Annotated in this window: 24 protein-coding genes and 2 tRNA genes; 24 read left to right on the top strand and 2 right to left on the bottom strand. The window is 47.3% G+C overall.

The genetic code is table 11. The features are described from left to right. The first annotated feature begins 23 nt into the window (after nt 1-23). The 19 genes from galT (at nt 24) to ABCW45_RS07370 (ending at nt 15509) form a co-directional block, all read left to right on the top strand. Nucleotides 24-1523: a UDP-glucose--hexose-1-phosphate uridylyltransferase gene (galT, locus tag ABCW45_RS07460; protein ID WP_117504635.1), complete on the top strand. Its 1500-nt coding sequence runs from the start codon at nt 24-26 to the stop codon at nt 1521-1523. 268 nt (nt 1524-1791) lie between these two features. Further along, nucleotides 1792-2178, top strand: coding sequence for a hypothetical protein (locus ABCW45_RS07455; protein WP_015554136.1), 387 nt, complete (start codon nt 1792-1794; stop codon nt 2176-2178). Nucleotides 2179-2210: 32 nt separating this feature from the next. Further along, the gene (locus ABCW45_RS07450) at nt 2211-3173 is read left to right on the top strand and encodes an ABC transporter permease (protein ID WP_343220561.1); all 963 of its coding nucleotides are present in this window, start codon (nt 2211-2213) and stop codon (nt 3171-3173) included. Between the two features lie 18 nt (nt 3174-3191). Continuing rightward, nucleotides 3192-4061: a diadenylate cyclase CdaA gene (gene cdaA / locus ABCW45_RS07445; protein WP_117566353.1), complete on the top strand. Its 870-nt coding sequence runs from the start codon at nt 3192-3194 to the stop codon at nt 4059-4061. Continuing rightward, nucleotides 4042-5481, top strand: coding sequence for a CdaR family protein (locus ABCW45_RS07440; protein ID WP_117469360.1), 1440 nt, complete (start codon nt 4042-4044; stop codon nt 5479-5481). Before cdaA ends, ABCW45_RS07440 begins: the two co-directional genes overlap by 20 nt. 15 nt (nt 5482-5496) lie before the next feature. Continuing rightward, nucleotides 5497-5760, top strand: a complete 264-nt coding sequence (locus tag ABCW45_RS07435) for an HPr family phosphocarrier protein (RefSeq protein ID WP_015554140.1) — start codon at nt 5497-5499, stop codon at nt 5758-5760. Nucleotides 5761-5766: 6 nt separating this feature from the next. After that, entirely contained in the window at nt 5767-7089 is a 1323-nt protein-coding gene (locus ABCW45_RS07430) for an O-antigen polymerase (RefSeq protein ID WP_117469361.1), read from the top strand. Then, nucleotides 7086-8282, top strand: coding sequence for a pyridoxal phosphate-dependent aminotransferase (locus ABCW45_RS07425; protein ID WP_343220560.1), 1197 nt, complete (start codon nt 7086-7088; stop codon nt 8280-8282). Before ABCW45_RS07430 ends, ABCW45_RS07425 begins: the two co-directional genes overlap by 4 nt. Before the next feature lie 168 nt (nt 8283-8450). Beyond that, nucleotides 8451-9560 (top strand): sporulation integral membrane protein YtvI, encoded by a 1110-nt coding sequence (gene ytvI, locus ABCW45_RS07420; protein WP_343220559.1) that lies wholly within the window; start codon nt 8451-8453, stop codon nt 9558-9560. A 296-nt stretch (nt 9561-9856) separates the two neighbouring features. Next, nucleotides 9857-11095 carry a peptidoglycan-binding protein gene (locus ABCW45_RS07415; RefSeq protein WP_425518595.1) on the top strand — a complete coding sequence of 413 codons (1239 nt, stop codon included), beginning with the start codon at nt 9857-9859 and terminating at the stop codon, nt 11093-11095. Between the two features lie 275 nt (nt 11096-11370). Continuing rightward, nucleotides 11371-11441: transfer RNA gene (locus ABCW45_RS07410), tRNA-Gly, on the top strand. A 312-nt stretch (nt 11442-11753) separates the two neighbouring features. Beyond that, nucleotides 11754-11833, top strand: a tRNA-OTHER gene (locus ABCW45_RS07405). A 198-nt stretch (nt 11834-12031) separates the two neighbouring features. Further along, nucleotides 12032-12307, top strand: a complete 276-nt coding sequence (locus tag ABCW45_RS07400; RefSeq protein ID WP_117566355.1) for a hypothetical protein — start codon at nt 12032-12034, stop codon at nt 12305-12307. A gap of 129 nt (nt 12308-12436) precedes the next feature. Further along, entirely contained in the window at nt 12437-12985 is a 549-nt protein-coding gene (locus tag ABCW45_RS07395; protein ID WP_181968282.1) for an RNA-guided endonuclease InsQ/TnpB family protein, read from the top strand. 251 nt (nt 12986-13236) lie between these two features. Then, on the top strand, nt 13237-13416 hold the full coding sequence (locus tag ABCW45_RS07390; protein ID WP_117483275.1) for a hypothetical protein: 180 nt from the start codon (nt 13237-13239) through the stop codon (nt 13414-13416). Between the two features lie 264 nt (nt 13417-13680). After that, entirely contained in the window at nt 13681-13902 is a 222-nt protein-coding gene (locus ABCW45_RS07385; protein ID WP_117566357.1) for a hypothetical protein, read from the top strand. Nucleotides 13903-13990: 88 nt separating this feature from the next. Beyond that, nucleotides 13991-14590 (top strand): DUF3990 domain-containing protein, encoded by a 600-nt coding sequence (locus ABCW45_RS07380; RefSeq protein ID WP_117483273.1) that lies wholly within the window; start codon nt 13991-13993, stop codon nt 14588-14590. Between the two features lie 21 nt (nt 14591-14611). Further along, on the top strand, nt 14612-14830 hold the full coding sequence (locus tag ABCW45_RS07375; protein WP_117483272.1) for a hypothetical protein: 219 nt from the start codon (nt 14612-14614) through the stop codon (nt 14828-14830). A gap of 259 nt (nt 14831-15089) precedes the next feature. After that, nucleotides 15090-15509, top strand: a complete 420-nt coding sequence (locus ABCW45_RS07370) for a zinc ribbon domain-containing protein (RefSeq protein WP_343220558.1) — start codon at nt 15090-15092, stop codon at nt 15507-15509. 132 nt (nt 15510-15641) lie between these two features. On the opposite strand, the gene ABCW45_RS07365 is transcribed toward ABCW45_RS07370, so the two are convergent. Next, nucleotides 15642-16076: a hypothetical protein gene (locus tag ABCW45_RS07365; protein ID WP_343220557.1), complete on the bottom strand. Its 435-nt coding sequence runs from the start codon at nt 16074-16076 to the stop codon at nt 15642-15644. Between the two features lie 103 nt (nt 16077-16179). Beyond that, entirely contained in the window at nt 16180-16971 is a 792-nt protein-coding gene (gene udp, locus ABCW45_RS07360) for a uridine phosphorylase (protein ID WP_117515238.1), read from the bottom strand. Nucleotides 16972-17491: 520 nt separating this feature from the next. Here udp and ABCW45_RS07355 point away from each other — a divergent pair. From ABCW45_RS07355 to ABCW45_RS07335, 5 genes are all read left to right on the top strand, one after another. Continuing rightward, the gene (locus ABCW45_RS07355) at nt 17492-18565 is read left to right on the top strand and encodes a carbamoyl phosphate synthase small subunit (RefSeq protein WP_117483268.1); all 1074 of its coding nucleotides are present in this window, start codon (nt 17492-17494) and stop codon (nt 18563-18565) included. Further along, nucleotides 18565-21765, top strand: coding sequence for a carbamoyl-phosphate synthase large subunit (carB, locus tag ABCW45_RS07350; RefSeq protein ID WP_117483267.1), 3201 nt, complete (start codon nt 18565-18567; stop codon nt 21763-21765). Before ABCW45_RS07355 ends, carB begins: the two co-directional genes overlap by 1 nt. Before the next feature lie 362 nt (nt 21766-22127). Continuing rightward, the gene (locus ABCW45_RS07345; protein ID WP_117483266.1) at nt 22128-23099 is read left to right on the top strand and encodes a transporter substrate-binding domain-containing protein; all 972 of its coding nucleotides are present in this window, start codon (nt 22128-22130) and stop codon (nt 23097-23099) included. Between the two features lie 160 nt (nt 23100-23259). After that, nucleotides 23260-23949, top strand: coding sequence for an amino acid ABC transporter permease (locus tag ABCW45_RS07340; protein WP_015554150.1), 690 nt, complete (start codon nt 23260-23262; stop codon nt 23947-23949). Between the two features lie 10 nt (nt 23950-23959). Further along, the gene (locus tag ABCW45_RS07335; protein ID WP_117483286.1) at nt 23960-24685 is read left to right on the top strand and encodes an amino acid ABC transporter ATP-binding protein; all 726 of its coding nucleotides are present in this window, start codon (nt 23960-23962) and stop codon (nt 24683-24685) included. Nucleotides 24686-24721 lie beyond the last annotated feature (36 nt).

Genomic DNA, 24721 nt, shown 5'->3' with positions numbered 1-24721 from the left:
TAAAAAAACGGAGGAATTCGATCATGATTGAAATGTCAATAAAGAAACTGGTTCAGTACGGCAGAACGACCGGACTTATCGAAGCCGAAGATGAGATCTACGCAAGAAACCAGATCCTGGAAGTACTGAAAATGTCCGAATACGAGGAGCCTGGCGAGATTACAGACGAGATCAGCCTGGAAGATACGTTAAACGCGCTCACCGACTACGCTGCAGAGCAGGGGATCCTTGAAAACAACAGCGTCGTATACCGGGATCTTTTTGACACGAGACTCATGAACTGCCTGATGCCGCGCCCAAGCGAGGTTGTAAAGAAATTCCGCGGGGAGTATGAAAAATCCCCGGAGGACGCAACGGCTTATTTCTACAAACTGAGCCAGGACTCCGACTATATCCGCCGCTACCGTGTCTGCAAGGACTTGAAGTGGATCACGAAGACGGAGTACGGCGACCTGGACATCACGGTAAACCTCTCAAAGCCTGAGAAAGACCCGAAAGCTATCGCCGCTGCAAAAACCATGAAGCAGAGCGGATATCCGAAATGCCTGCTCTGTATGGAAAACGTGGGCTACGCGGGCCGAATCAACCATCCGGCGAGAAACAACCACCGGATCATTCCGCTGACCTTAAACGGCGAGTCCTGGGGCTTCCAGTATTCCCCGTACGTCTACTATAATGAGCACTGCATCGTCTTCAACGGAAAACACACCCCGATGAAGATCGACCGGAATACGTTCAAAAAGTTATTTGATTTTGTGACCATGTTCCCGCATTATTTCCTGGGATCCAACGCGGATCTCCCGATCGTCGGCGGTTCCATCCTGACCCACGACCATTTCCAGGGCGGAAGATACACCTTCGCGATGGCGAAAGCACCGGTGGAGAAAAGTTTTACAGTGAGCGGTTACGAGGATGTGGAAGCAGGAATCGTAAAATGGCCGATGTCCGTGATCAGGATCCGCAGTGAGAAGAAAGAACGCCTTGTGGATCTTGCGGATAAGATCTTAACTGCATGGCGCGGATATACAGACGCGGACGCGGATATCTACGCGGAGACAGACGGGGAGCCACATAACACGATCACCCCGATCGCGAGATTCCGTGGCGGAAAGTTTGAGCTGGATCTGGTACTGAGAAATAACCGCACCACGGAGGAACGTCCGTTAGGTCTGTTCCATCCGAACCCGAAGCTCCACCACATCAAGAAAGAGAACATCGGACTCATCGAAGTCATGGGCCTGGCAGTTCTTCCGTCGAGATTGAAGGATGAGCTTGCCCTGCTTGCCGACTATATCGTGGAAGGAAAGGACATCCGCAGCGAGGAATCCATCGCAAAACATGCAGACTGGGTAGAAGAGTTCCTTCCGAAATATGCGAAGATCACAAAGGATAATGTGATGGAGATCTTACAGGATGAGGTCGGCCATGTGTTCGCGAATGTCCTTGAGGATGCGGGCGTTTATAAGCGCACAGAGGCGGGGCGTGAGGCATTTGGAAAATTTATCGAGACATTAAACAGGTAACAAAATTGTTGCCGGAACCGTTACATTTTCCTTAAAATTTTCATAAATGTAGGGACTTCGTCTCGCCAAGCGCGGGAAAGTGTGTTATATTGGTATTTGTTTCATAACTGCTAAGATTCTTCGCAGTTACAAGCAAAAATCCATTCCGGATCGGTTTTGTCGATGGGATTTTTGCTTTCCAGCCCATACTTTTTTACGGTCAGCGCAGCAAGTGTGCAGATCTATTGTGCAGCTGCTGGGCTTTAAATGATGGAAAAAGGAGACTGCCATGTTAAATGAGGAGAAGATCCGGCTGATGACGGGTATCGCCATGTTTGAAAAGAAAATGATGAAGGAATCCATCCCGGCAAACCGGTATTTCAAGAGCGACTACGTTGGAAGCCATCTGATCCGGTCTTTTATCGCGTACTCGCTGACCGTGTGCCTGTGCCTGGTGCTGTGGGTCCTTTACCGGTTCGATGATCTGCTCAACGTCATGGCGGTGGATGACCTGATCTCTCTCGGGGTGCGCCTTGTATTCTACTATGCTGCGGGACTTCTCGCATATCTTGTTGTGACCTGGAAGATCTATTCGAGACGTTATGACGAAGCAGCCGGAAGACTGAAGATCTATCAGGCAAAGCTGCGGCGCCTTGATAAAAAATATGACCAGTAGCCTGCAAAGGAAAACGGGGAGGAAAAGAGTAAGTGATCGGACTTTTAGTATTCAAGGAAAAACTGAAACAATTTTATGGAAAGTATAATATTTACATCGTACCGGTCGTAAAATTCCTGGTGGGATTCCTTACGTTCTGGCTGATTAACGCGAATGTAGGTTTTATGTCGAAACTTAAGAATCCGCTGATCCCGGTGGTGATGGGACTGGTTGCCTCCTTTATTCCATATGGAGTGACAGCGTTTCTGGCCAGTGTTTTTATCCTGATCCATGTTGCCCAGGTGTCTCTGGAGATCGCTCTGGTCATCTTTGTGTTCGTGCTGGCGGTGACCGTCCTTTACTACGGATTCCGGCCGGGTGACGGATATCTGCTTCTCCTGACACCGTTACTGTTCTTCCTGCGGATTCCGTATGTGGTGCCGCTTGTGGTAGGACTTTCTGGAAGCCTTGTGTCCATCGTTCCTGTGTGCAGCGGTGTCTGCATCTACTATATTCTGATGTATTTAAAGCAAAATGCGGGAACACTGACGGGAAGTTCGATGGCGGAGATGGCAGACCGGTTTATCCAGATCGTAAAGAATGTATTTGGAAATGAGCTGATGTGGGTCATGGTGGCTGCATTTGCCGCTGCGATCCTTGTGGTCTTCATCCTTAAAAATCTTTCAGTAGACTACTCCTGGTCCATCGCCATCGTTGCGGGAGTGATCACACAGCTTGCAGTGATCTTTATCGGTGATTTCAATTTCAACCTTCCGGTATCCGCAGGTTCCATGATCTTTGGAATCGTCGCATCGGTGGTGATCGCCCTGATCTACCAGTTCTTTGTGTTCGCGGTGGATTATACGAGAACAGAGTATCTGCAGTATGAAGACGATGACTACTATTACTATGTGAAAGCTGTCCCGAAGCTCACGGTGTCTGCACCGGATGTGAAGGTACAGCGGATTTATTCGAGAAAAAATGTGAGACATGAGAAGAACGAAACTCGTGAATAATTGTACGGAGGTAACAAAATGACAGAATTTCTTGGGAATATGTATTCCTGGTTTACATTTATTCCGAAGATCACATTGTCGAATCTTTTTGAAATTCTGATCCTCACAGTTCTGATCTATGAAGTCCTTTTATGGGTGAAGTCGACGAGAGCGGGAGTGCTTCTCCGCGGTGGTATGATCATTGTTGGTTTTTACCTGCTGGCGGCGATGCTCCATTTAAATACGATCACCTGGATCATCAACCATATGGGCCAGCTCGTATTGACAGCCCTCATCATTATCTTCCAGCCGGAGCTTCGAAAAGCGCTGGAGCAGCTCGGAAGCAAAAATATCATCACAGACCTTTTTATTTCTGAGAATTCCAGACAGCAGGAAGGATATACAGAGAAGACCGTAAATGAGATTACCCGTGCGGCCTTTGAAATGGGAAAAGTAAAGACAGGAGCCCTGATCGTCATCGAGCGCGACACTCCGCTTCCGGAGATCGAACGCACGGGAATCCCGGTGGACGGAATCGTCACGAGCCAGCTTCTGATCAATATTTTTGAACACAATACGCCTCTTCACGACGGCGCGATCATTATCCGTGGAAACCGCGTGACCTCTGCGACCTGTTATCTGCCGCTTTCTGATAACCTGAGCATCAGCAAAGACCTGGGAACAAGACACCGTGCGGCTCTTGGAATCAGTGAGAACACGGACAGCCTGACCGTTGTAGTCTCCGAGGAGACTGGACGGGTATCCCTGGCGGAGGGCGGAAGTCTCAGAAGGATCAACAGTCCGGAAGAGTTAAAGCTTGCGATCGCTGCAAAGCCGGAGGAGGAGACGGTATCCGGCCCGTTCAAACTCTTGAAGGGATGGCATAAAAATGAAAGAAAAGCAGAATAGACGATGGGGACTTTTGCTGATTTCCTTCCTGTGTGCCTTTTTAGTCTGGCTGGGGGTCGTCAATGTGGCGGATCCGGTCATGACGGATACTGTGGAGGTGCCAGTAGAGATCATTAACAGCGACGTCCTCACGAAGAACAACCTGACATATGCGGTTGTCGGAAAATCGACAACCACAGTTCAGTATGAGGTAAAGACGACAAATGCGTATCGGATCCGTTCCTCAGATTTCCGGGCGTACGCGGATATGACAGACATGTGGTCCGTGACAGGCGCGATCCCGATCAAGGTCGAGGTCCTAAACCACTCCGAATACCTGGTCTCCATGCCGGTGAGCCGGACGGGAACGATCAAGATCGAGACGGAACCGCTTCAGAGGAAGACATTTACCATCGGCGTCATGACGACGGGAATGCTTGAGGACGGCTACCAGACTGGCAAGGTGACACTGTCACCGGAGACACTTACGGTTGAAGGTCCGGAATCCCTGATCGGACAGATTAGCAGCGTCGGAATCGAGATCAACTTAGACGGAAAGAACGCGGATTGGAGCGATTCGGAGGAACCGAAGTTCTATGACGCGAACAAAAACAGCATTACGATCAGCGATCGTCTGATCAGTAACTGCAAGAGTGTCGATTATACCATGGAGATCCTGAAAGTGAAGAATCTGAGCCTGGATTTCGATGTCACCGGTGAGGTGGCGGGCGGTTATCGCTACACAGGTGTGGAGTGCGGACTTAAGAGTGTCCCGGTGGTCGGATTAAAGAGCGCTCTGGCATCCTTAAATACGATCACGATCCCGAAGGAAGAGCTTGATGTTTCCGGCGCGAGGGCAAATATCGTGAAGACTATTGATCTGAATGATTATCTGCCGGAGGGAGTTTCCCTGGCTGGGAAGGACAGTTCCGAGATCACGGTGACACTTACGGTGGAGCAGTTGAAGGAACGGGAATATACGGTCCGCATCAGCGCTGCCAGTTATGTTGGGGCGGACAGCTCCTACAGCTATCGGGCAGACCCGGGAACGGTCACAGTCCGGATCCGTGCGCTTCAGGAAGAACTTGACAGCCTGCAGCTTACGGCTGAGGACCTGAGTCTGAATGTCTCTGGAATGGGAGAGGGAAGCCACCAGGTTCAGCCGACGCTTAACAGGGAGCTTGATTCTGCCTATGATTTGCTGGGAATTTCCAGCTGTACGGTAACTGTCGCAAAGGAACAGGAGTCTGCGACGGAGACAGAGCCTGAGACAACTGAGAAAGAGACAACAAAAGCGTCGGAAACTGCCCCTGAGAGCAGCAGCGAGGCGGAGACAGAGGGGGAGACCGCTGCGTCTGCGACAAGACACGCGGTGATCGTCCCGCCGGAGACGACGGAAGCACGTCAGGCGACAGGTCTTCAGACCATATTTCGAAATTAGGAGTTAAAAATACTTATGGTAAAGCAAAAAGTTACGATCGAAAACCCAACCGGTCTTCATCTGAGACCGGCAGGGCTTCTGTGCAAGGAGGCACTGCGGTTTCAGAGTTCGATCAAATTTGAATATGGAAACACAACAGCTAATGCAAAAAGTGTACTGAGCGTGCTGGGGGCATGTGTAAAGTGCGGAGATGAGATCGAATTGATCTGTGAGGGAGCGGACGAAAAGGAAGCTCTGGAAACGATCACGGAACTGATCAATGGCGGTCTCGGAGAGTAGGCTGATATGCTGGTTTATGTGATTTGTTACGGCGCTGCCATGCTTTTTGCATTCAGCGCCCATTTTACCTTATCAGGAATGTCACTGATGTTTGCAGCACTATATCTTTATCTGTGGGAATATGGGAAAAGCGGCAATCCGCTTCATCTCCGCGGACTGTTTTCCTTGTTTTATGTGGGAGGAGAAGGAATCTCCTGCCTGAAGCTGTCAAACCTTCAGAAGGACTGGAGTTTAGAGACCTGGGCGTGCTTTTTTGTAGCTTTTGCGGCATTCTGGAATGTGTACGCACTGGCAGAAAAGAAATTTGGATATGAGAAGGAAAAAAAGACAATAGATGGATTTTCCCTGAAGTTTACGGGGGAGACCCCGGAGAGATACGGGACAAGAATTTTCATTGCACTTACCGGGCTGACAATCCTGTCCCTGACTGCCTTTCTGTTTGAGGCATTCCGGTTGGGATATGTGCCGTTTCTCCTTCGGGGAGTGCCGCATGCCTACTCATATTTCCATATTTCCGGGGTCCATTATGTGACGGTGTCATGTGTACTGGTCCCGTCCATGGAAGTGCTGTTATGGTTCTATGACAGGGAGATGGGGAAGGCGAAAAGAATCGTTTCCCTCATTATGACAGGGATCGCGCTCCTGATCCCGGTGCTTTGTGTATCGAGATTTCAGCTGATCTTTGCGGTGATTCTCGCAGTGCTGACATTTATGATCGTCAGCGGATACAGGAAAATCAGGTATCTTTTCATGGCAGCGGCGGGACTTGTTCCACTCTATGTGATCTTAACGATTGCCAGAAGCCATGATGTGACGTATCTGAATGGAATCTTTGAGATGAAGAATGCGGCTACGCCGATCTTTATCACGCAGCCTTACATGTATATTGCAAACAATTACGACAATTTTGACTGTCTGGTACGGGAGCTTCCGGCCCATTCTATGGGACTAAAGGGAATGTTTCCGCTCTGGGCATTATCGGGGCTTAAGTTTATAAAGCCTGCATTAGTGGACTGGCCGATCTACGTGAATAAGGAGGAGCTGACTACGGTTACACTCTTCTATGACGCGTATTATGATTTTGGAATTGCCGGTGTATTTCTGTTTTCATCAGTATTGGGAGCGGCTGCCGCATGGCTTTCTGCAAGGACATACCCGGGAAGAAATCCGGCGTGGTACCTATTCTATTCTCAGGGAGCGCTCTATTTTATGCTCTCTTTTTTTACAACCTGGTATTCCAATCCTACGACCTGGTTTTACTTTGTGGTGACCGGTGCCTTTGGAATTTTTTTAGAGATTAAACACAACAGACGGAGGAGACAGCTATGATATCAGAAAAAATGAAACCATTTATGGCTAATAATTCCGCGATCCGCGCAATGTTCGAGGAAGGGAAAAGAATGGCTGCTGTTTACGGCAGGGAGAATGTATATGACTTCAGCCTTGGAAACCCGAATGTTCCGGTTCCGCAGGTGACAGAGGCGATCCTCGACGTGGTGAAGAATGAGGATTTCATGACACTCCATGGATATATGAGCAATGCAGGCTATGAAGATGTCCGTCAGACCATCGCAGAGTCCTTAAATAAACGGTTCGGAACGAATTTTTCCTTTAAGAACCTGATCATGACAGTGGGTGCGGCGAGCGGATTAAATATCATTTTAAAGAGCATTTTAAATCCGGGCGATGAGGTTATCGTGTTTGCACCGTATTTTGTGGAATATAATGCGTATGTGAGAAACTATGACGGAAATGTTGTGGTCATTTCTCCGGATACTGAGACGTTTATGCCGAAGCTTGATGAGTTTGAGGCGAAGATCACTGCTAAGACGAAGGCTGTTATCATCAACAACCCGAACAACCCGACGGGTGTTGTGTATGATGAGGCGACGATCAAGGCTATGGCTGCGATCCTGGAGAAGAAGGAAAAGAAGTTTGGCACATCGATCGTGCTGATCTCTGATGAGCCGTACCGTGAGCTGGCTTACGGCGGGATTGAGGTTCCGTTTGTGACGAAGTATTATCACAATGCGGTTGTGGGATATTCTTACAGTAAGTCCCTCTCTGTTCCGGGTGAGCGTATCGGCTATGTCGTGATTCCGGATGAGGTGGATGATTCTGCGGCCCTGATCGGAGCGGCTACGATCGCGAATAGGGTGATCGGATGTGTGAATGCGCCGTCACTGGTTCAGAAGGTGATCAAGTATTGCATTGAGCATGAGGTTACGGTGGATCTGGAGACTTATGAGAAAAACAGGAATCTGATCTATGGCGCTCTGACGGAGTATGGATTTACTTGTGCGAAGCCGGATGGAGCGTTTTACTTGTTTGTGAAGTCTCCGGTGGAGAACGAGAAGGAATTTTGCGAGGTGGCGAAGAAACATCACGTGCTGGTAGTTCCGGGCAGTTCGTTTGCTTGTCCGGGGTACGTGAGACTGGCTTACTGTGTGTCCTATGAGCAGATCGAGAGGTCTCTGCCGGCATTTAAGAAGATTGCAGAGGAGTACGGGCTTTGTAAGTAGTGATGGCGGGAAAACCGGTGAAAGGAGTACAGATCATTAGCCGGACTTTGTTTGAAAGCATGTAAAGCCGTATGAGATCATGTGGAGTACTGAAAAAGGGGGATCGACTGAGTAAAATACTGCGGATGGAATGCAGCAGGATTTTTACAGGATTAGGAGGTCCATGGAATGAATTTTAGAAAGTATGCAGGGATTATTTTAAATATTCTGGTTCCTTTGCTCACAGTTTATCTGGTCTGTGTCTGGGGACTGAGGCTGGTGATGTTTTTTCTTCCGTTTGTGATCGGATGGATCGTGGCAGCGATCGCAAATCCGGTGGTGCGCTTTTTTGAAAAGCGGCTGAAGATCGTCCGCAGGCACGGCTCGATGGTTCTGATCGCAGGTGTGCTGGCCCTGGTGATCTTTGGCATATATGCGCTGTTTTCCTGGGTGTTCCGGGAAATGACGGAGTTTGGTCAGGCACTGCCAGGAATTTATGCGTCGATCCGGGAGGAGGTCGATCTGGCCTGCGAGCGGATCGGGGGACTTTTGAAGTATCTTCCTGCAGACACAGAGATGACGATCGTTTCCGAGCTGGAGAATGTGGGCGGATATATCGGCGATTTTGTTCAGAAGATCGCGGCTTCCGCAGGCAGCCGCGTAGTGCGGACGCTGCCGGAGGTCTTTGTGAATACGATCATTGTATTTCTTTCTTCTTACCTGTTTCTCGCAGATCATGATAAGCTTGTGGAGACGGTGGGGAAGGTTATGCCGGAACCTGTGATCAAGTATGGACGGATGATGAAGAGCGATATCCGGACGTTGATCGGCGGGTATTTTCTGGCGCAGTTTAAGATCATGTTCGTGGTCGCAGTGGTGTTGGTGATCGGAATGTTATTCCTCAGAGTTCCATATGGAATTTTTCTTGGAATCGCGATCGCGATCCTGGATTTCCTGCCGATGTTCGGTACAGGAACGGCATTGATTCCCTGGGCAGTGGTAAAGCTCTTTACCGGGGAGTACGGTTATGCGCTCAGCCTTATCGTTCTCTATGTTTTAACACAGGGCATCCGTCAGGTGATCCAGCCGAAGATCGTCGGTGACAGCATGGGACTTCCGCCGCTTGCAACACTATTCTTCCTCTATCTTGGTTTCAAGTTCCGCGGTATTGCAGGAATGATCATCGCTGTACCGGTCGGCATCCTGTTTATCCGGTTTTACAGATATGGGGCATTTGACGGCCTGATCAGGAATGTGAAGCTTCTTGCAGAGGAGATCAGGAAGCTGATGGAAGGATAGAAAATAAGAAAAAGAGACAGGCATTTGGAAGCTTATCTAAGTTTCCGGATGCCTGTTTTGGTATAAGAAAACAAAATTTATTCAGCAGATGAGCCATCGGCGGGGACAATAACGATATTGACGTCCGAGATATTACAGGACGCCGTGATGCTGGCATTGGATATCCGGAGGAAGATCTTCTGAAAAACTTTGCTGGTTTTAAACTCTGCATTTAAAGGTCGAAAATAAGTGTAGGAATGTATCAGGTGTGCATCCGCTGCATAAAATAGAACGATATTCAATCGAGCGAGGAAATTATGGCACAGGGATATTTGCAGGTGGATGTTGTGTCGGATGCGAACAGTTTTCCGATCCAGGATGCGGATATTGTGATTGCAAGGACGGAGGAACCAGATGAAATTATTGAGGAGACGAGAACGAACAGTTCCGGACAGACGGAGAATCTTCCATTAGATGCACCACCGTTAGAGCTTTCATTGTTACCGGAGGAGACGGAGCGTCCATATGCAGAATACACGATCCGAATCACAGCACCGGGATTTGAGCCATTTGTCGTTTCAGGAACGGAGGTTCTGGCGGACGTGACGGCGATCCAGGGGATTCGTTTGCGGCCTCTTTCGAATGCCCCGGCCGGAGAGCAGATAGAGACCGTGACGATTCCGGATCACACACTTTATGGTGATTACCTTCCAAAAATCGCGGAGAGCGAGATCAAGCCAGTTATAGAGACAGGTGAGATCGTTCTGTCCAGAGTGGTCGTCCCCCAGACGGTCGTGGTACATGACGGAGTGCCAACGAACGCGTCCGCAGCCAACTATTATGTCCCATATCGGGATTATATCAAAAACGTAGCCTCCAGTGAGATATACGCGACCTGGCCCCGCTCCACGATCGTCGCGAATGTGCTGGCGATCATGTCCTTTACGTTAAATCGTGTCTATACGGAATGGTATCGCAATCAGGGATATGATTTTACGATCACATCATCAACCGCGTATGATCATAAATGGATTTATGGGCGGAATATTTTTGAGCCCATCTCTGTCGTGGTGGATGATATTTTTGATAATTATCTTTCGCGCCCGGGAGTGAAACAGCCGATCCTGACACAATACTGCGACGGGCGGAAGGTTCGGTGTCCGGGGTGGATGACGCAATGGGGCAGCTGTGAGCTCGGAGAAGCGGGGTACAGTCCCATCGAGATCCTGCGGAATTTTTATGGAGATGATATGTATATCAATACGGCAGAACAGATCTCCGGCATCCCGGCATCGTGGCCGGGATATGATCTGAAGATTGGTGCCACCGGTGATAAGGTGCGGCAGCTGCAGGAGCAGTTAGATGCAATCTCCAGCGTGTATACCGCAATTCCGGATATTTCCCCTGATGGGATCTATGGTCCGGCTACCGCGGAAGCTGTTCGGAAATTCCAGTCGATTTTTGGACTTCCCCAGACCGGAGTGGTAGATTTTGCTACATGGTATAAGATTTCCCACATATATGTGGGGATTACAAGGATTGCGGAATTATCGTAAATGAAATATGGATAGAAAGTGATATGTTGCCGGACATGGTGACAGGAGATACCTGCCGATCCTGTCACCATGAATTCAGGAGCAGGCTATCGCAGGACGGAGAAGTGAGGATTAACTGATACTATGAATAAAATGCAGTCAGAAGTCAAGAGACGGATATAGATATGTTGAAACGGTTGTCGGAAAAAAGAGAACGATTTCCTCGGATTTACCAGAAAAATCCTTGTAGAATCCACAGAAATGTGCTATGATATGAGTGTCAGAAAAATACATGCGCAGATATGGTTCATCGGTAGAACGCTAGCTTCCCAAGCTGGAAAGGCGGGTTCGATTCCCGTTATCTGCTTCCATCGGGGGATCCTTAGAAATTAAGGATTCCCTTATTTTATGCGGTTTTGCGGGATTTCCGGAATAAGCTTATCCTTTCGAATAAGAGGGGAGAAGTGGCGATTAAGATGGGGAGACGGGCAACGGCGGACAGCGTGAGGAAGGAATATGAGAACTTTATGAAGGCGACATAAGTTTTTCCGTTTTTTCCTGTTTTCCGTTTTCAAAATGTTATAGTGTAACCTGAAGCCAAGGGCATACAGCCGGCGGCTTCCTACACCTTCCCAAAATGCGTGTGACGTCTGGTACCCCCCTGCTGGGCGTCAGTTATCGGAATGTAGCTTAATGGGTAAAGCAGCGCAGTTAATGACTCTTTGCGGAGCGATCGAGGTTCGAATCCTCCCATTCCGATTTGCCTGGTTTAGGGATCTCCATCCAGACATTCCAGGTAGCATGAGGCATCCTTGAAAAAAGGGGTGCCTTTTTAAATTCTTAAGATTTTCAAAAAATAGCACTCACCAATTGACAGTGCTAGCAAAAGGCGCTATGGTTATGTAAAACAGCATTAGGACGTGGCAAAAATAAAAAATGTCAAAGGAGAACAATTATATGCCTAAAGTAGAGTATGTAGAGAAAACAATTTTTAGCTTAGAGGGAGTAAATGTAGATTTTATAAAAGATGGAAAAAATGTAAGAGATGATGCGTCTCTTCCGAAAAATTATAAAATTGGAAAAGCAACTAAAAATTCAGCGAATGTCACTTTTTTAATTAACAAGTTACAAATGCAATTCCCTGGATATGATTTTATCGTATATGACGGAGAAGGGAATCGGGTTAGAGGAAATATGCTACTTGGAAATGTTCGAGATACATATTTGGAATAAAAAATATTTAGTTTTTAACAAGAATCAGCAAGAATTTTCCCACCTCTATAGGTGGTGAGATGAATTGCTATCTCTTGCATAGTGCCATAGTTGGCATGTAAATATCAGATTATTGCACATAGCTGTGCTGTGTATTGTAAACATGCAGGTTATCCGCACTATTTCAGAAACAGCGGGGAAAAACTGGCGAAAGCGCAGAGAAAACTGAGTCATTGCCGGAAGGGGAGCAATCGTTACAAAAAACAACAGAAAAAAGTGGCGCGGATCCATACGCATATCGCTCACCAGAGAAAAGATTATTTGCATAAGGAATCAAGAAAGATAACCAATTTCTATGATATCGTATGCATCGAAGATCTGGATCTGAAGACGATGAGTGGGGAACATCATTTTGGAAAAAGTGTCCATGATAACGGCTGGAGAATGTTCACAGATTTTTTGCAGTATAAACTGGAACGGGAAGGGAAGAAACTTGTCCGCATCGACCGCTGGTATCCCAGTTCCAGAACATGCAGTTGTTGTGGAAAAATAAAACATGATCTGAAACTGGAAGAGCGGGTATATCTTTGTAACTGCGGAAACCGGATGGACCGTGATGAAAATGCGGCGATTAATATCTGCCGGGAAGGCCTGAGAATATCCGGGATCATATTAGAAAAAAGCGAAAAAGCATCATAAAAAAATATCAGCCAAAAAGAACCGTGGGACACACGGGGATCGCTCGTGAATGCTTTGCCCAACGGGGCAATCGAACGAGAAGCCCCCACTTCAAGCGTGAGCTAAGTGGTGGGAGTATGTCACTGTCTAAAATTACAACTTATAATGTTGCATGAGAGATGTGAAAACCTTCCTGTGGGGCGCACAGAAGCTCAGAGCGGTATTCTACACGCAACACATCTCAGGCCAGACCATTATAACAGTATTATACTATGCGGCGTTATTATAATCAGACAGGAGATGACTCCGAAGAAGCGATTCTTCAGATCGTGAACGACATCGACTACATGCCGGATGATTGGAGCATTAAAGGAATGAAGCCAACGATGTATGGAATCGGATTCGCTGGCATGGATAAGGTTGATAGAAAGGCTGTGGAGTATGTAAAATAGCATAATATGATGAGCCGCTGTTACGCTGATTCGGTGCGTAAAAATCAACCACAGTATATTGGATGTACAGTGTGTGAAGAATGGCATAACTTCCAGAACTTTAAAGCATGGTTCGACAAGTGGAATGTGGAAGGTTACGAACTGGATAAAGACATCCTATTTAAGGGTAACACGGTATACAGTCCAGAGACATGCTGCTTCGTTCCAGCAGTGATTAACTCATTGTTCATAAATGCGAAAAATCACCGTGGAGATTGTCCTGTAGTGGTATATAAGGATTCCAAGAACGGTAAGTACAGAGGATGCTTTTCTGCAGGCGGCAAGCGGGTAAAGCTGAAATACTGGAACACACCGGAAGAAGCGTTTACAGAGTATAAAACGGTCAAGGAGAAGATCATAAAGGAATACGCAGAGCGGTACAGAGGACAAATTGATGAGAAGGTCTACAACGCCATGATGGAATGGGAAATTGAGATCACAGATTAGTGAGATAATATCAATTTTGGCGATAATTGTAGAAAAACAAAAATAACTGTGCTATACTATCGAAATCACATGATCCGAGGTAGAAATAGTGAAGTTATATCATGGAACGAATTATAGTTCAGCCGTTAGTATATGCAGTAATGGGATAGATTTAAGGTACAGCAAACCGTATTTGGATTTTGGACCGGGATTCTATGCGACACCAAGCTATCATCATGCTGCATTGACTGCTGTTAGAAGGACAGATAAAATCAACCAATGGAATAGAAGAAAACAGAAAGATTATAAATTTGAAGAACCATATATAGTACAATTCGAATATATACCTTTACCAGAACTGGAATTAAAGCTGATTGCATTTCCACGGCATGGAGCTGAATGGGGAGCATTTGTTCTTAATAACAGACTAACTTCAGAAATTTTATCACAATATGGCATAGAGAATCATAATCAAGATTGTAGATATGATATTTGCATTGGCGAAATTGCAGATGGTACAATAGTCAATATAGCGTATCAGGTCAATAGTGGAATACTGCTTCCGAAAAACGTAAACTATGAGAAATTTTTGAAGAAAAATGATGAATCATATGGACAGCAATATTCATTTCATTCGAAAAAATCTATTAGTTGCATTATTGGCTTGAGCTGTGATATAATAAAAAATAAGGAAAGATATATAAAATAATGATGGAAAGAGGTGAAAGATATGAACAATACTGAAATTAAAGAATTTAAGAAGTATGTACGAGAGACATTAGTGAAAAAATATAATATGACTGAAGTGGAAGCTCATCGAGCGGTGAGAGATTCGTATCTTTCTTCAGCATTGCAACGCGACAAAGATTATGTAGAGCATGATACAGTAGAAGAATGGGCGGATTTTATCTATGATGAAGTTCATGGAGAACATTTAATGCAGATGTAATTAAGAAGCTATAAATTTGAGGGCATATCAGATGGGAATAATTCCTGTCCGGTATGCCCTTTTTTTACGATTTTGATTTTCAGCAAAGTCAGTTCCTTTTCATGGCTTTTATCAGATTCAGCAGTGCGTCAACTTCTGGCTGTGTAAGTCCAGAAAGGTCGAGTTCCTGCTTACGTTCAATTCCGAGTAGAAAATCCGTAAAGCTCAGAGCGGTATTCTACACGCAACACATCTCAGGCCAGACGAAGAAAGGAGCTCTATGTTTGGAACAGTGACAAGATATTATGAAGATAAAGGATATGGATTCGGAGATATAAAGGGGATTCGCGAAGAAAAAAATCTGGGAAGGAAAACGAACCAGCAGCTTCACAGCCTGCCATATGCCCGTATCTATATGCAGTTAGAATATAAGCTTAAAATGCAAGGGATTCGCCTGATAAGACAAGAAGAAAGTTATTCTAGTCAATGTCCGCCACAGTCAGAAGAAGTATCGCGCATTTATGCAGAGAAAAAGAATCGGAAGAAGCGCTGCATCTACATTGTAGATACCGTGATCTACAATGCAGACGCAGTAGGTGCTTATAACATCTTAAGAAAATATCATGCCGTATCCGGCGAAGAAATTGATATGCCCGTAACCGGGCTGAAGAATCCAGAAATAATAAAAGTAGCTGTGTAACCCATTCGGGTAGCAGTAAGGGTGTTATGGACGCACCTCTGAAACTACGAAGTTATGCTTCGTAATCAGATGCTCGGTAATTCAATTGCCGATGTAGTTCACATAGTGTCACAAAGGACGATAGAAAATCCCTTATCGCACGTCGACAAGACTTCCACAAGCCGTTCCTGAAATTATGGAAACATTCCCGGATGTCAGGCAGTTTCCGCTGCCACAGTTATTTGTACTGCAGTTCCCGCCAGCGCAGAAATTTGTACCGCAGTTTGTTCCGAAAGAGCAGCTGCTTCCCTTGGATTCGGCTGTACAGCCGCTGCTGCAGTTATTTCCGGCTGCCCCATTAGGGTATCCTTTTCCCAACAGCGTATAGAGATCGATGGCATTTCTGTTGGAGATCACGCAGCCGCCCTGCATCTGGATCACGGAAACGGCGTTGGTGCCGGTGTATCCGCAGTTGTTTTCCGGACGGAAGCCGGTCTGACAGGAGCGGGCTGCGGCGAAGGATGCGAAAGGCATTGCGAGTGTCATCATGGTGGAAACTGCGAAAGCAGTCATAATCTGTTTTTTCATGGTAAAACCTCCTGTTATGTAAAAATGTTACAAAAATATTACAAAAAGGATTCTACCATAAAATTCCGCACATAGAACTGGGAATGACTGGTAATGCGAGCCCCTACTTTTCAGCCGCCGACGTCCGGTCTTTTTTAATCAGCTTCCTCATTGCCTCCACCGCTGTAACAACAGCGGCTTCCGTATCATAGACCTGCGGATCCTCAAGTCCCAGCTCCCGTCTTGTCTGGTTCGCGATCACGAGCATCACGGAACCGGTGCGGACTCTGCGGACGCTGCCGACGATGAAGAGGGCAGCAGACTCCATCTCGGAGGCGAGGGCACCGCATGCAATCCAGGCCTTCCATTTGGAGTTTAATTCATCTGCCACAGGCATGGAATCCGGGGAGTGCTGTCCGTAGAAGTTGTCCTTGCACTGGACGACGCCGAGGTGATGGCGGTAGCCGAGTTCCTCAGAAGCTTCCTTTAACGCAGTAGTGACATCGAAATCCGGAACCGCCGGATACTCGATGGGTGCATATTCTTTTGTGGTCCCCTCAAAGCGGATCGCACCGGTGGCGATCACGAGATCTCCGCCGAGCACTTCTTTCTGCATGCCGCCGGATGTCCCAACACGGATGAAGGTGTCCGCACCGCAGTGGATAAGCTCTTCGACCGCAATGGAGGCGGACGGTCCGCCGATCCCGGTGGAGACGACACTGACTTTTTCTCCATCGAGATAGCCGGTGTAGGTGGTGTATTCCCGGTTCTGGGCGATCTTTACCGGGTTATCGAAATGTTTCGCAATCTTCTCACAGCGCCCTGGATCGCCCGGCAGGATCACATAGCGTCCCACATCCCCGGCGCCGACGCCGATGTGATATTCTTTTCCTTTTGTATAGACAAGTTTACTCATAAGCTGCCTCCTCGCATAAGAAGTTTATAAGCAGGAAAAAGCATTTACAGCCGATTTTCGGAATAAGAAAGGTACCTTCCGTCTGTATTAGGGCTGTTTTCAAATCTTTCCTTTATTAATATTCATTTTACCATTTTTCCGCAATAGAGACAACTCTTTATAATATCTGAACAGATACTTCCAACAAAAAATAAATCCAATATCAGAAGTCAGAAAAGTACGAGATACCGGTTGCTGATACTTATCTGGAAGAAAGACATCACGAAAAAATACAGAATATATTTTTGCTTCGCAGCAAGAAATATACCCATCAGTCGAGTTAACATAATTCAAAATTTCACTCCCGGACAACGCTGGTTAGCCTGTCATAACTTTCACAAACAATTTCTTGAAAAATTTCAAAAAACCAGTTGAAAAATCTCTCACCGCATGATAGAATAGTGAAAATTTGGGCTGAAATAATTTTTTAAAATTCCCCAGATCAGGAAATGAACACGAACACAGAAGAAAGGGTGGCGTCATGAAAGCATATTTAATACTGGAAGACGGAACCGTGTTTGAAGGAACAAGCATCGGCTCTACCAGGGAAGTAATCAGTGAAATTGTTTTTAACACATCCATGACCGGTTATTTAGAAGTCCTTACCGATCCGTCCTATGCGGGGCAGGCAGTGGTAATGACTTATCCGTTAATTGGTAATTACGGTATTTGTAAAGAAGATATGGAATCCGGAAGAGCATGGCCGGATGGTTATATTGTCAGAGAATTATCTAGGATCCCCAGTAATTTCAGAAGTGGGGACACGATTCAGCATTTCTTAGAAGAACAGGATATTCCAGGTATCAGTGGTATCGATACAAGAGCCCTCACAAAGATTTTAAGAGAAAAAGGAACCATGAACGGCATGATCACAACGAACGGATCTTTTGATCTGGAAGAAGTGAAAGAGCGGATCAGTGCTTATAAGGTAACAGGCGTTGTATTAAAGACAACCACAAAAGAGAAATACGTTCTCCCGGGGGAAGGAAAGAAAGTTGCACTCATGGACTTTGGCGCAAAGAAGAATATCGCCAGAGAGTTAAATAAGAGAGGCTGCGAAGTGACCGTATATCCGGCAGATACTCCGGCTGAGGAAGTCTTAAAGACAAACCCGGATGGAATCATGCTTTCCAACGGCCCTGGAGATCCGGCAGAGAACACGGAGATCATCAAAGAAGTCAGAAAGTTTTATGAATCCGATGTTCCTGTTTTTGCCATCTGTCTCGGACATCAGCTCATGGCTCTTGCCACAGGCGCAAATACATATAAGCTGAAATATGGCCACCGCGGCGGAAACCACCCGGTAAAAGACCTTGAGACAGGTCGCGTCTACATTTCCTCCCAGAACCACGGATACGCGGTAGACGAACACAGCATGAATCCGGAGGTTGCCGTTCCGGCGTTCGTGAACGTGAACGATAAGACGAACGAGGGATTAAAGTACGTGGGCAAGAATATCTTCACCGTCCAGTACCACCCGGAAGCATGCCCGGGACCGCAGGATTCCGGATATCTGTTTGACCGCTTTTTACGCATGATGGAGGAGGAAAGATAATGCCTAAGAATCCAGAGATCAAAAAAGTACTTGTAATCGGTTCCGGTCCGATCGTTATCGGCCAGGCCGCAGAATTTGACTATGCGGGAACGCAGGCCTGCCGCTCCTTAAAGGAAGAGGGCATTGAAGTCGTTCTCTTAAACTCCAACCCGGCAACGATCATGACAGACAAGGATATCGCGGACCGGGTATATATCGAGCCGCTGACGACTGAGGTTGTTGAGCAGTTAATTAAGAAAGAAAAACCGGACAGTGTCCTCCCGACCCTTGGCGGCCAGGCCGGCTTAAACCTTGCGATGGAACTGGAGGAGGCCGGTATCTTAAAGGCAAACAACGTGCGCCTTATCGGTACAACAGCCCTCACGATCAAAAAAGCCGAAGACCGTGAAATGTTCAAGGAGACAATGGAAAAGATCGGCGAACCGGTGGCTCCGTCTGAGATCGTTGAGGATGTGAACACAGGTCTTGCTGTTGCAAAGGAGATCGGTTATCCGGTCGTTCTCCGTCCGGCTTATACCCTTGGCGGCTCCGGCGGCGGTATTGCTTATAATGAAGAGCAGTGCGCAGAGATCCTGGAGAACGGACTCCGTTTATCCCGTGTGGGCCAGGTCCTTGTAGAGCGCTGTATCGCAGGCTGGAAAGAGATCGAGTACGAAGTTATGCGTGACGGCGCAGGCAATGTGATCACCGTCTGCAACATGGAGAATATCGACCCTGTGGGCGTACATACCGGTGACAGTATCGTTGTCGCCCCGTCCCAGACCCTTGGAGATAAAGAGTACCAGATGCTCCGTACCTCCGCGTTAAAGATCATCACAGAACTCGGTATCACCGGTGGCTGCAATGTACAGTACGCGCTTCACCCGGAGAGCTTTGAGTACTGTGTAATTGAGGTAAACCCGCGTGTAAGCCGTTCCTCCGCCCTTGCGTCCAAGGCGACAGGATATCCGATCGCGAAGGTTGCCGCGAAGATCGCCCTCGGCTACACACTGGATGAGATCAAGAACGCTGTTACAAAGAAGACCTACGCAAGCTTCGAGCCGATGCTTGACTATGTGGTAGTCAAGATGCCGAGACTTCCCTTCGATAAATTCATCAGTGCGAGTCATAAGTTAGGAACCCAGATGAAAGCAACCGGTGAGGTCATGAGTATCTGCACAAGCTTTGAGGGTGGCTTAATGAAAGCGATCCGCTCTCTGGAGCAGCACGTGGACTCCTTAATGTCTTACGACTACAGCGGACTCACAGATGAACAGTTAAAAGAGCAGCTTTACAACGTGGATGACCGCCGGATCTGGGTCATTGCAGAGGCACTCCGCCGCGGCTTCGATTACGAGCTGATCCATGATATCACGAAGATCGATATCTGGTTCATCGATAAATTAATGATCCTCGTTGAGATGGAGAATGCCTTAAAGAAAGCCGGGAAGAACCTCGACGCGGATCTTTTAAAGGAAGCAAAGCGCATTGAATTCCCGGATCATGTGATCGCGAGACTCACTGGTCTCACGGAAAACGAGATCAAGGAGATGCGTCATGCAAACGGCATCCGTGCTGCCTTCAAGATGGTAGATACCTGTGCGGCTGAGTTTGCAGCTGAAACTCCATACTATTACTCCTGCTTTGGAAGTGAGAATGAGGCAGAAGGAGAGACTGAGAAGAAGAAGGTTCTCGTTCTCGGTTCCGGTCCGATCCGTATCGGTCAGGGTATCGAGTTCGACTTCTGTTCTGTTCACAGCACCTGGGCCTTCGAAAAAGAGGGCTTTGAGACCGTCATCATCAACAATAACCCGGAGACCGTCAGCACAGACTTCGACATCGCGAATAAGCTGTATTTCGAACCGCTGACTCCGGAGGATGTGGAGAGCATCGTTGATATCGAGAAACCGGACGGAGCAGTTGTCCAGTTCGGTGGGCAGACAGCCATCAAGCTCACAGAGGCTCTGATGAAGATGGGAGTCCCGATCCTGGGAACCGCTGCCGAGGATGTCGATGCCGCTGAGGACAGAGAACTCTTCGATGAGATCCTTGAGCAGTGCCAGATTCCGAGAGCAAAGGGACAGACTGTATTTACAGCGGAAGAAGCGAAAAAGGCAGCAAACGAGTTAGGCTATCCGGTACTCGTTCGTCCGTCCTACGTTCTTGGCGGACAGGGCATGCAGATCGCGATCTGCGATGAGGATATCGACGAGTTTATCGGCATCATCAACCGGATCACTCAGGAGCATCCGATCTTAGTTGATAAGTATATCATGGGTAAGGAGATCGAGGTCGATGCGATCTGCGACGGTACCGATATTCTGATCCCGGGTATCATGGAGCATATCGAGCGTACCGGTATCCATTCCGGCGACAGTATCTCCGTATATCCGGCGAAGAGCATCACCGAGGACAACAAGAAGACGATCGTGGAATACACAGAGAAGCTCGCAAGGGCGCTCCATGTCAAGGGAATGATCAACATCCAGTTTATTGTAAATGATGAAGGTGTATTTATCATCGAGGTCAACCCGCGTTCCTCCAGAACCGTCCCATATATCAGCAAGGTAACCGGAATCCCGATCGTACCGCTGGCAACCCAGATCATCTGTGGTCACACGATCCGGGAACTCGGCTACACACCGGGACTCCAGAAAGAGGCAGATTACTACGCAGTGAAGATGCCGGTATTCTCCTTCGAGAAGATCCGCGGGGCTGATATCAGCCTTGGACCGGAGATGAAATCCACAGGTGAATGCCTCGGTATTGCAAAGACCTTCAACGAGGCTCTTTACAAGGCTTTCCAGGGTGCAGGTATCAAGCTTCCGAAGTATAAGAACATGGTCATGACTGTCCGTGATTCCGATAAGGAAGAGATGCTCGACATTGCTGCGAGATTCAAGGCACAGGGTTACCGTATCTTCTGTACCGCAGGAACCGCAAAGTATTTCAATGAGCACGGCGTAAAGGTCATTCCGGTAAGAAAGATCGAGCAGGAGTCTCCGAACCTTCTTGACCTGATCCTTGGACATGAGATCGACCTTGTCATCGATATCCCTGCACAGGGCGCAGAGAGAAGCCATGACGGCTTTATCATCCGCCGGAATGCCATCGAGACAGGCGTTACCGTTCTCACAGCAGTCGATACTGCGAGAGCGCTTGTGACAAGTATGGAAAATCGTGCAAAAGAACTTACACTGATCGATATTGCTGAAATCTGATATTGGTAAAAAATAGAAGAGCAGCCCGTTTCACGATGGAGTGAGATGGGCTGCTTTTTGCGTTGTCCCCTGGCAGCGTATGCCGGAAATGTATGCTGGAAAAGTGAAAGAGGTGCCGCGCTACACAAAAAAAGAAATATTAACGCTTTACCAAGATAAATATATGCATTGATAATGTATAAAACATTGGAAAAACTGCATGAAACGATATAAATATACACTAAAAGTTGTATATAATGCATAATTTGTAAAAAAAACATAAAAAAGTGCTTTACAAAAGAATAATTATACATTATAATGCGTATCAACATCACACATGTGAGACATAGAAAAAGATAGAAACGAAGAGGAGAGGATCGATTATGAAGAAGAACATTGTTTTAGCTATGACAACAGCAGCGGTCATTGCTGCCCTTACAGGATGCGGAAGCTCCAAGACCACTGAGACAACGGCAGCAGCAACAACGGCAGCCGAGACAACAACAGCCGACGCGACAACAGCGGCTGAATCAAAGGAAACAGATAAGACAGAGGCAGCAGCCGCAGCGGGAGGTTCCTTAAAGGCACTTGAGAATGTAGATCCGAATGGTCATCTCGGAAAAGTTCTTGCATCAGGAAAGCTCACAATGGGAACATCTCCGGATTTCGCTCCGTGGGAATTCAAGGATGTCAGCAGCGGAACAACCGAGTATGTCGGTGCCGATGTAGAGCTTGCAAAATACATCGCTGAGAAGCTTGGTGTAGAGCTTGAGATCAAGCCGATGGAGTTCTCTGCGATCCAGCAGGCAGTTATTTCCGGAAACATTGATATGGGTATCTCCGGCTTCGCTTACACAGATGAGCGTGCAGAGGCTATGGGACTTTCTGAGCGTTACAATGTAAACACGAAGAAAGGTCAGGGCCTTTTAGTTAAGAAGGAACTTGCTTCCCAGTACAATACAGCAGAATCCTTCGCAGGCAAGAAGGTTGCTACCCAGAACGCAACCTTACAGAACAAGCTTGCTACAGAGCAGCTTCCGTCTGACGTTCAGATCCAGTTAGTGACAAATATAACAGACGGTGTTATGATGTTAACAACAGGCAAGGTTGACGCACTCGCTGTATCCGGTGATAACGGTGAATCCCTTGCAAAGACATATGATGATATCGCAATGGCAGATTTCATGTTTGACTATTCAAGTGAAGGTAACGTTATCGCGGTCAAGAAAGGCGATGATGATCTTTTAAATGCGATCAACGAAGTGATCGTTGAAGTTAACGAGAAAGGTCTCTATGAGCAGTGGAGGGAAGAGGCGGTTGCCCTTGCTGAGAAGCTCGGTATCGAGACGAACTAATTTCGGAGCAGATCGTTTCGTTCCGTGATGGAAGATCTGCGAAGGCCGGAATTGGTTTTCACTTCAGGTTACAGAAAATACAGAGCTCGGTCTTTCCGGTGAAAATGCCGGAAAGACCGTTGTCTGTTTCCAAGTTTTATCTACGAAAGGAGTTTTCCAGATGGAGTTTCTTAACGTCATGTTAAAAGTCTGGATGAAGTACTGGAACTTATTCTTACAGGGTCTTGGAATGACACTGTTTATGGGTCTCCTCACCGTCCTCATCAGTACCGTTTTCGGTTCTCTGATGGCACTGATGCGCCGCAGCAACGTGGGCATCGGAAAATTTAAGCCGCTCCGGCTGATCGCTACCGTTTATGTCGAAATTATCCGCGGTACGCCGATCCTGCTGCAGTTATATTTCTTCTACTTTATGCTGCCGACCTGGCTCCCGTTCTTCAACTTGAGCGAGTTTACATGCGTTATGACTGCCTGCTGTGTAAACTCTACCGCCTATGTCTGTGAGATCGTCCGCGCAGGTATTCAGGCTGTCGATGTCGGACAGACTGAAGCAGCACGTTCCCTGGGCTTAAACGCGCGTCAGACCATGATCCATATCGTTCTCCCGCAGGCAGTCAAGAATATTCTTCCGGCACTCTGCAACGAGTTTGTAGCGATCGTCAAGGAGACATCTCTGGCGTCCACGTTCTTTATCGGAGAACTTATGACCCAGTTTAAGACCATCAACGGTCTTACATTCCGTGTACTTGAGCCGTTAACCATCGTTGGTATCATTTACTTCGGCGTGACATTTATCATGTCCAAGCTGATTGCTTTACTGGAGAGGAGGATGAACGCAAGTGAGCGCTAGTGAAAAAGAACTGATTCGTGTAGAAGATCTGCATAAATCCTTCGGCAGTCTTCAGGTATTAAAGGGTGTTACCGAGCATGTCAATCATGGCGAGGTCGTTTCTGTTATCGGACCGTCCGGCGGCGGTAAAAGTACATTTTTACGCTGCTTAAACCTTCTTGAGACACCGACATCCGGAAAGATCTATTTCGAGGGAACCGATATTACCGACAAGAATGTGGATATCAACCTGCATCGCCAGAAGATGGGAATGGTATTCCAGCACTTTAATGTATTCAATAATCTTACAGTTGGAAAGAACGTAACGCTCGCCCCGGTCCTTCTCGGAAAGAAAACACAGAAGGAAGCCGACGAGATGATGCGGGAGCTTTTAAACCGCGTTGGTCTTGCGGATAAGGAGAACCAGTTCCCAAAGAAGCTTTCCGGCGGACAGAAACAGCGCCTTGCGATCGTGCGCGCACTGGCGATGGAACCGGATGTTATGCTTTTTGATGAGCCGACTTCCGCCCTTGATCCGGAGATGGTAGGAGAGGTTCTTCATGTTATCAAGGACCTTGTAAAGACAGGAATGACTACTGTGATCGTAACCCATGAGATGGGATTTGCGAGGGAGATTTCCGACCGCGTATTCTTTATGGATGGCGGCGTGATCGCGGAGAAAGGCACTCCGGATGAGGTCTTCAATCATCCGCAGAACCCGAGGACACAGGAATTTTTAAGCAAGGTATTATACTGATGAAAGAACAGCGGGAAAAGCTGTTTTAACAGGAGC

The organism is Pilosibacter fragilis, assembly GCF_032490495.1.
Classification (GTDB): domain Bacteria; phylum Bacillota; class Clostridia; order Lachnospirales; family Lachnospiraceae; genus Pilosibacter; species Pilosibacter fragilis.
Note: the sequence above shows the minus strand (reverse complement) of the source record. Positions and strands in the feature narration are given on the sequence as shown.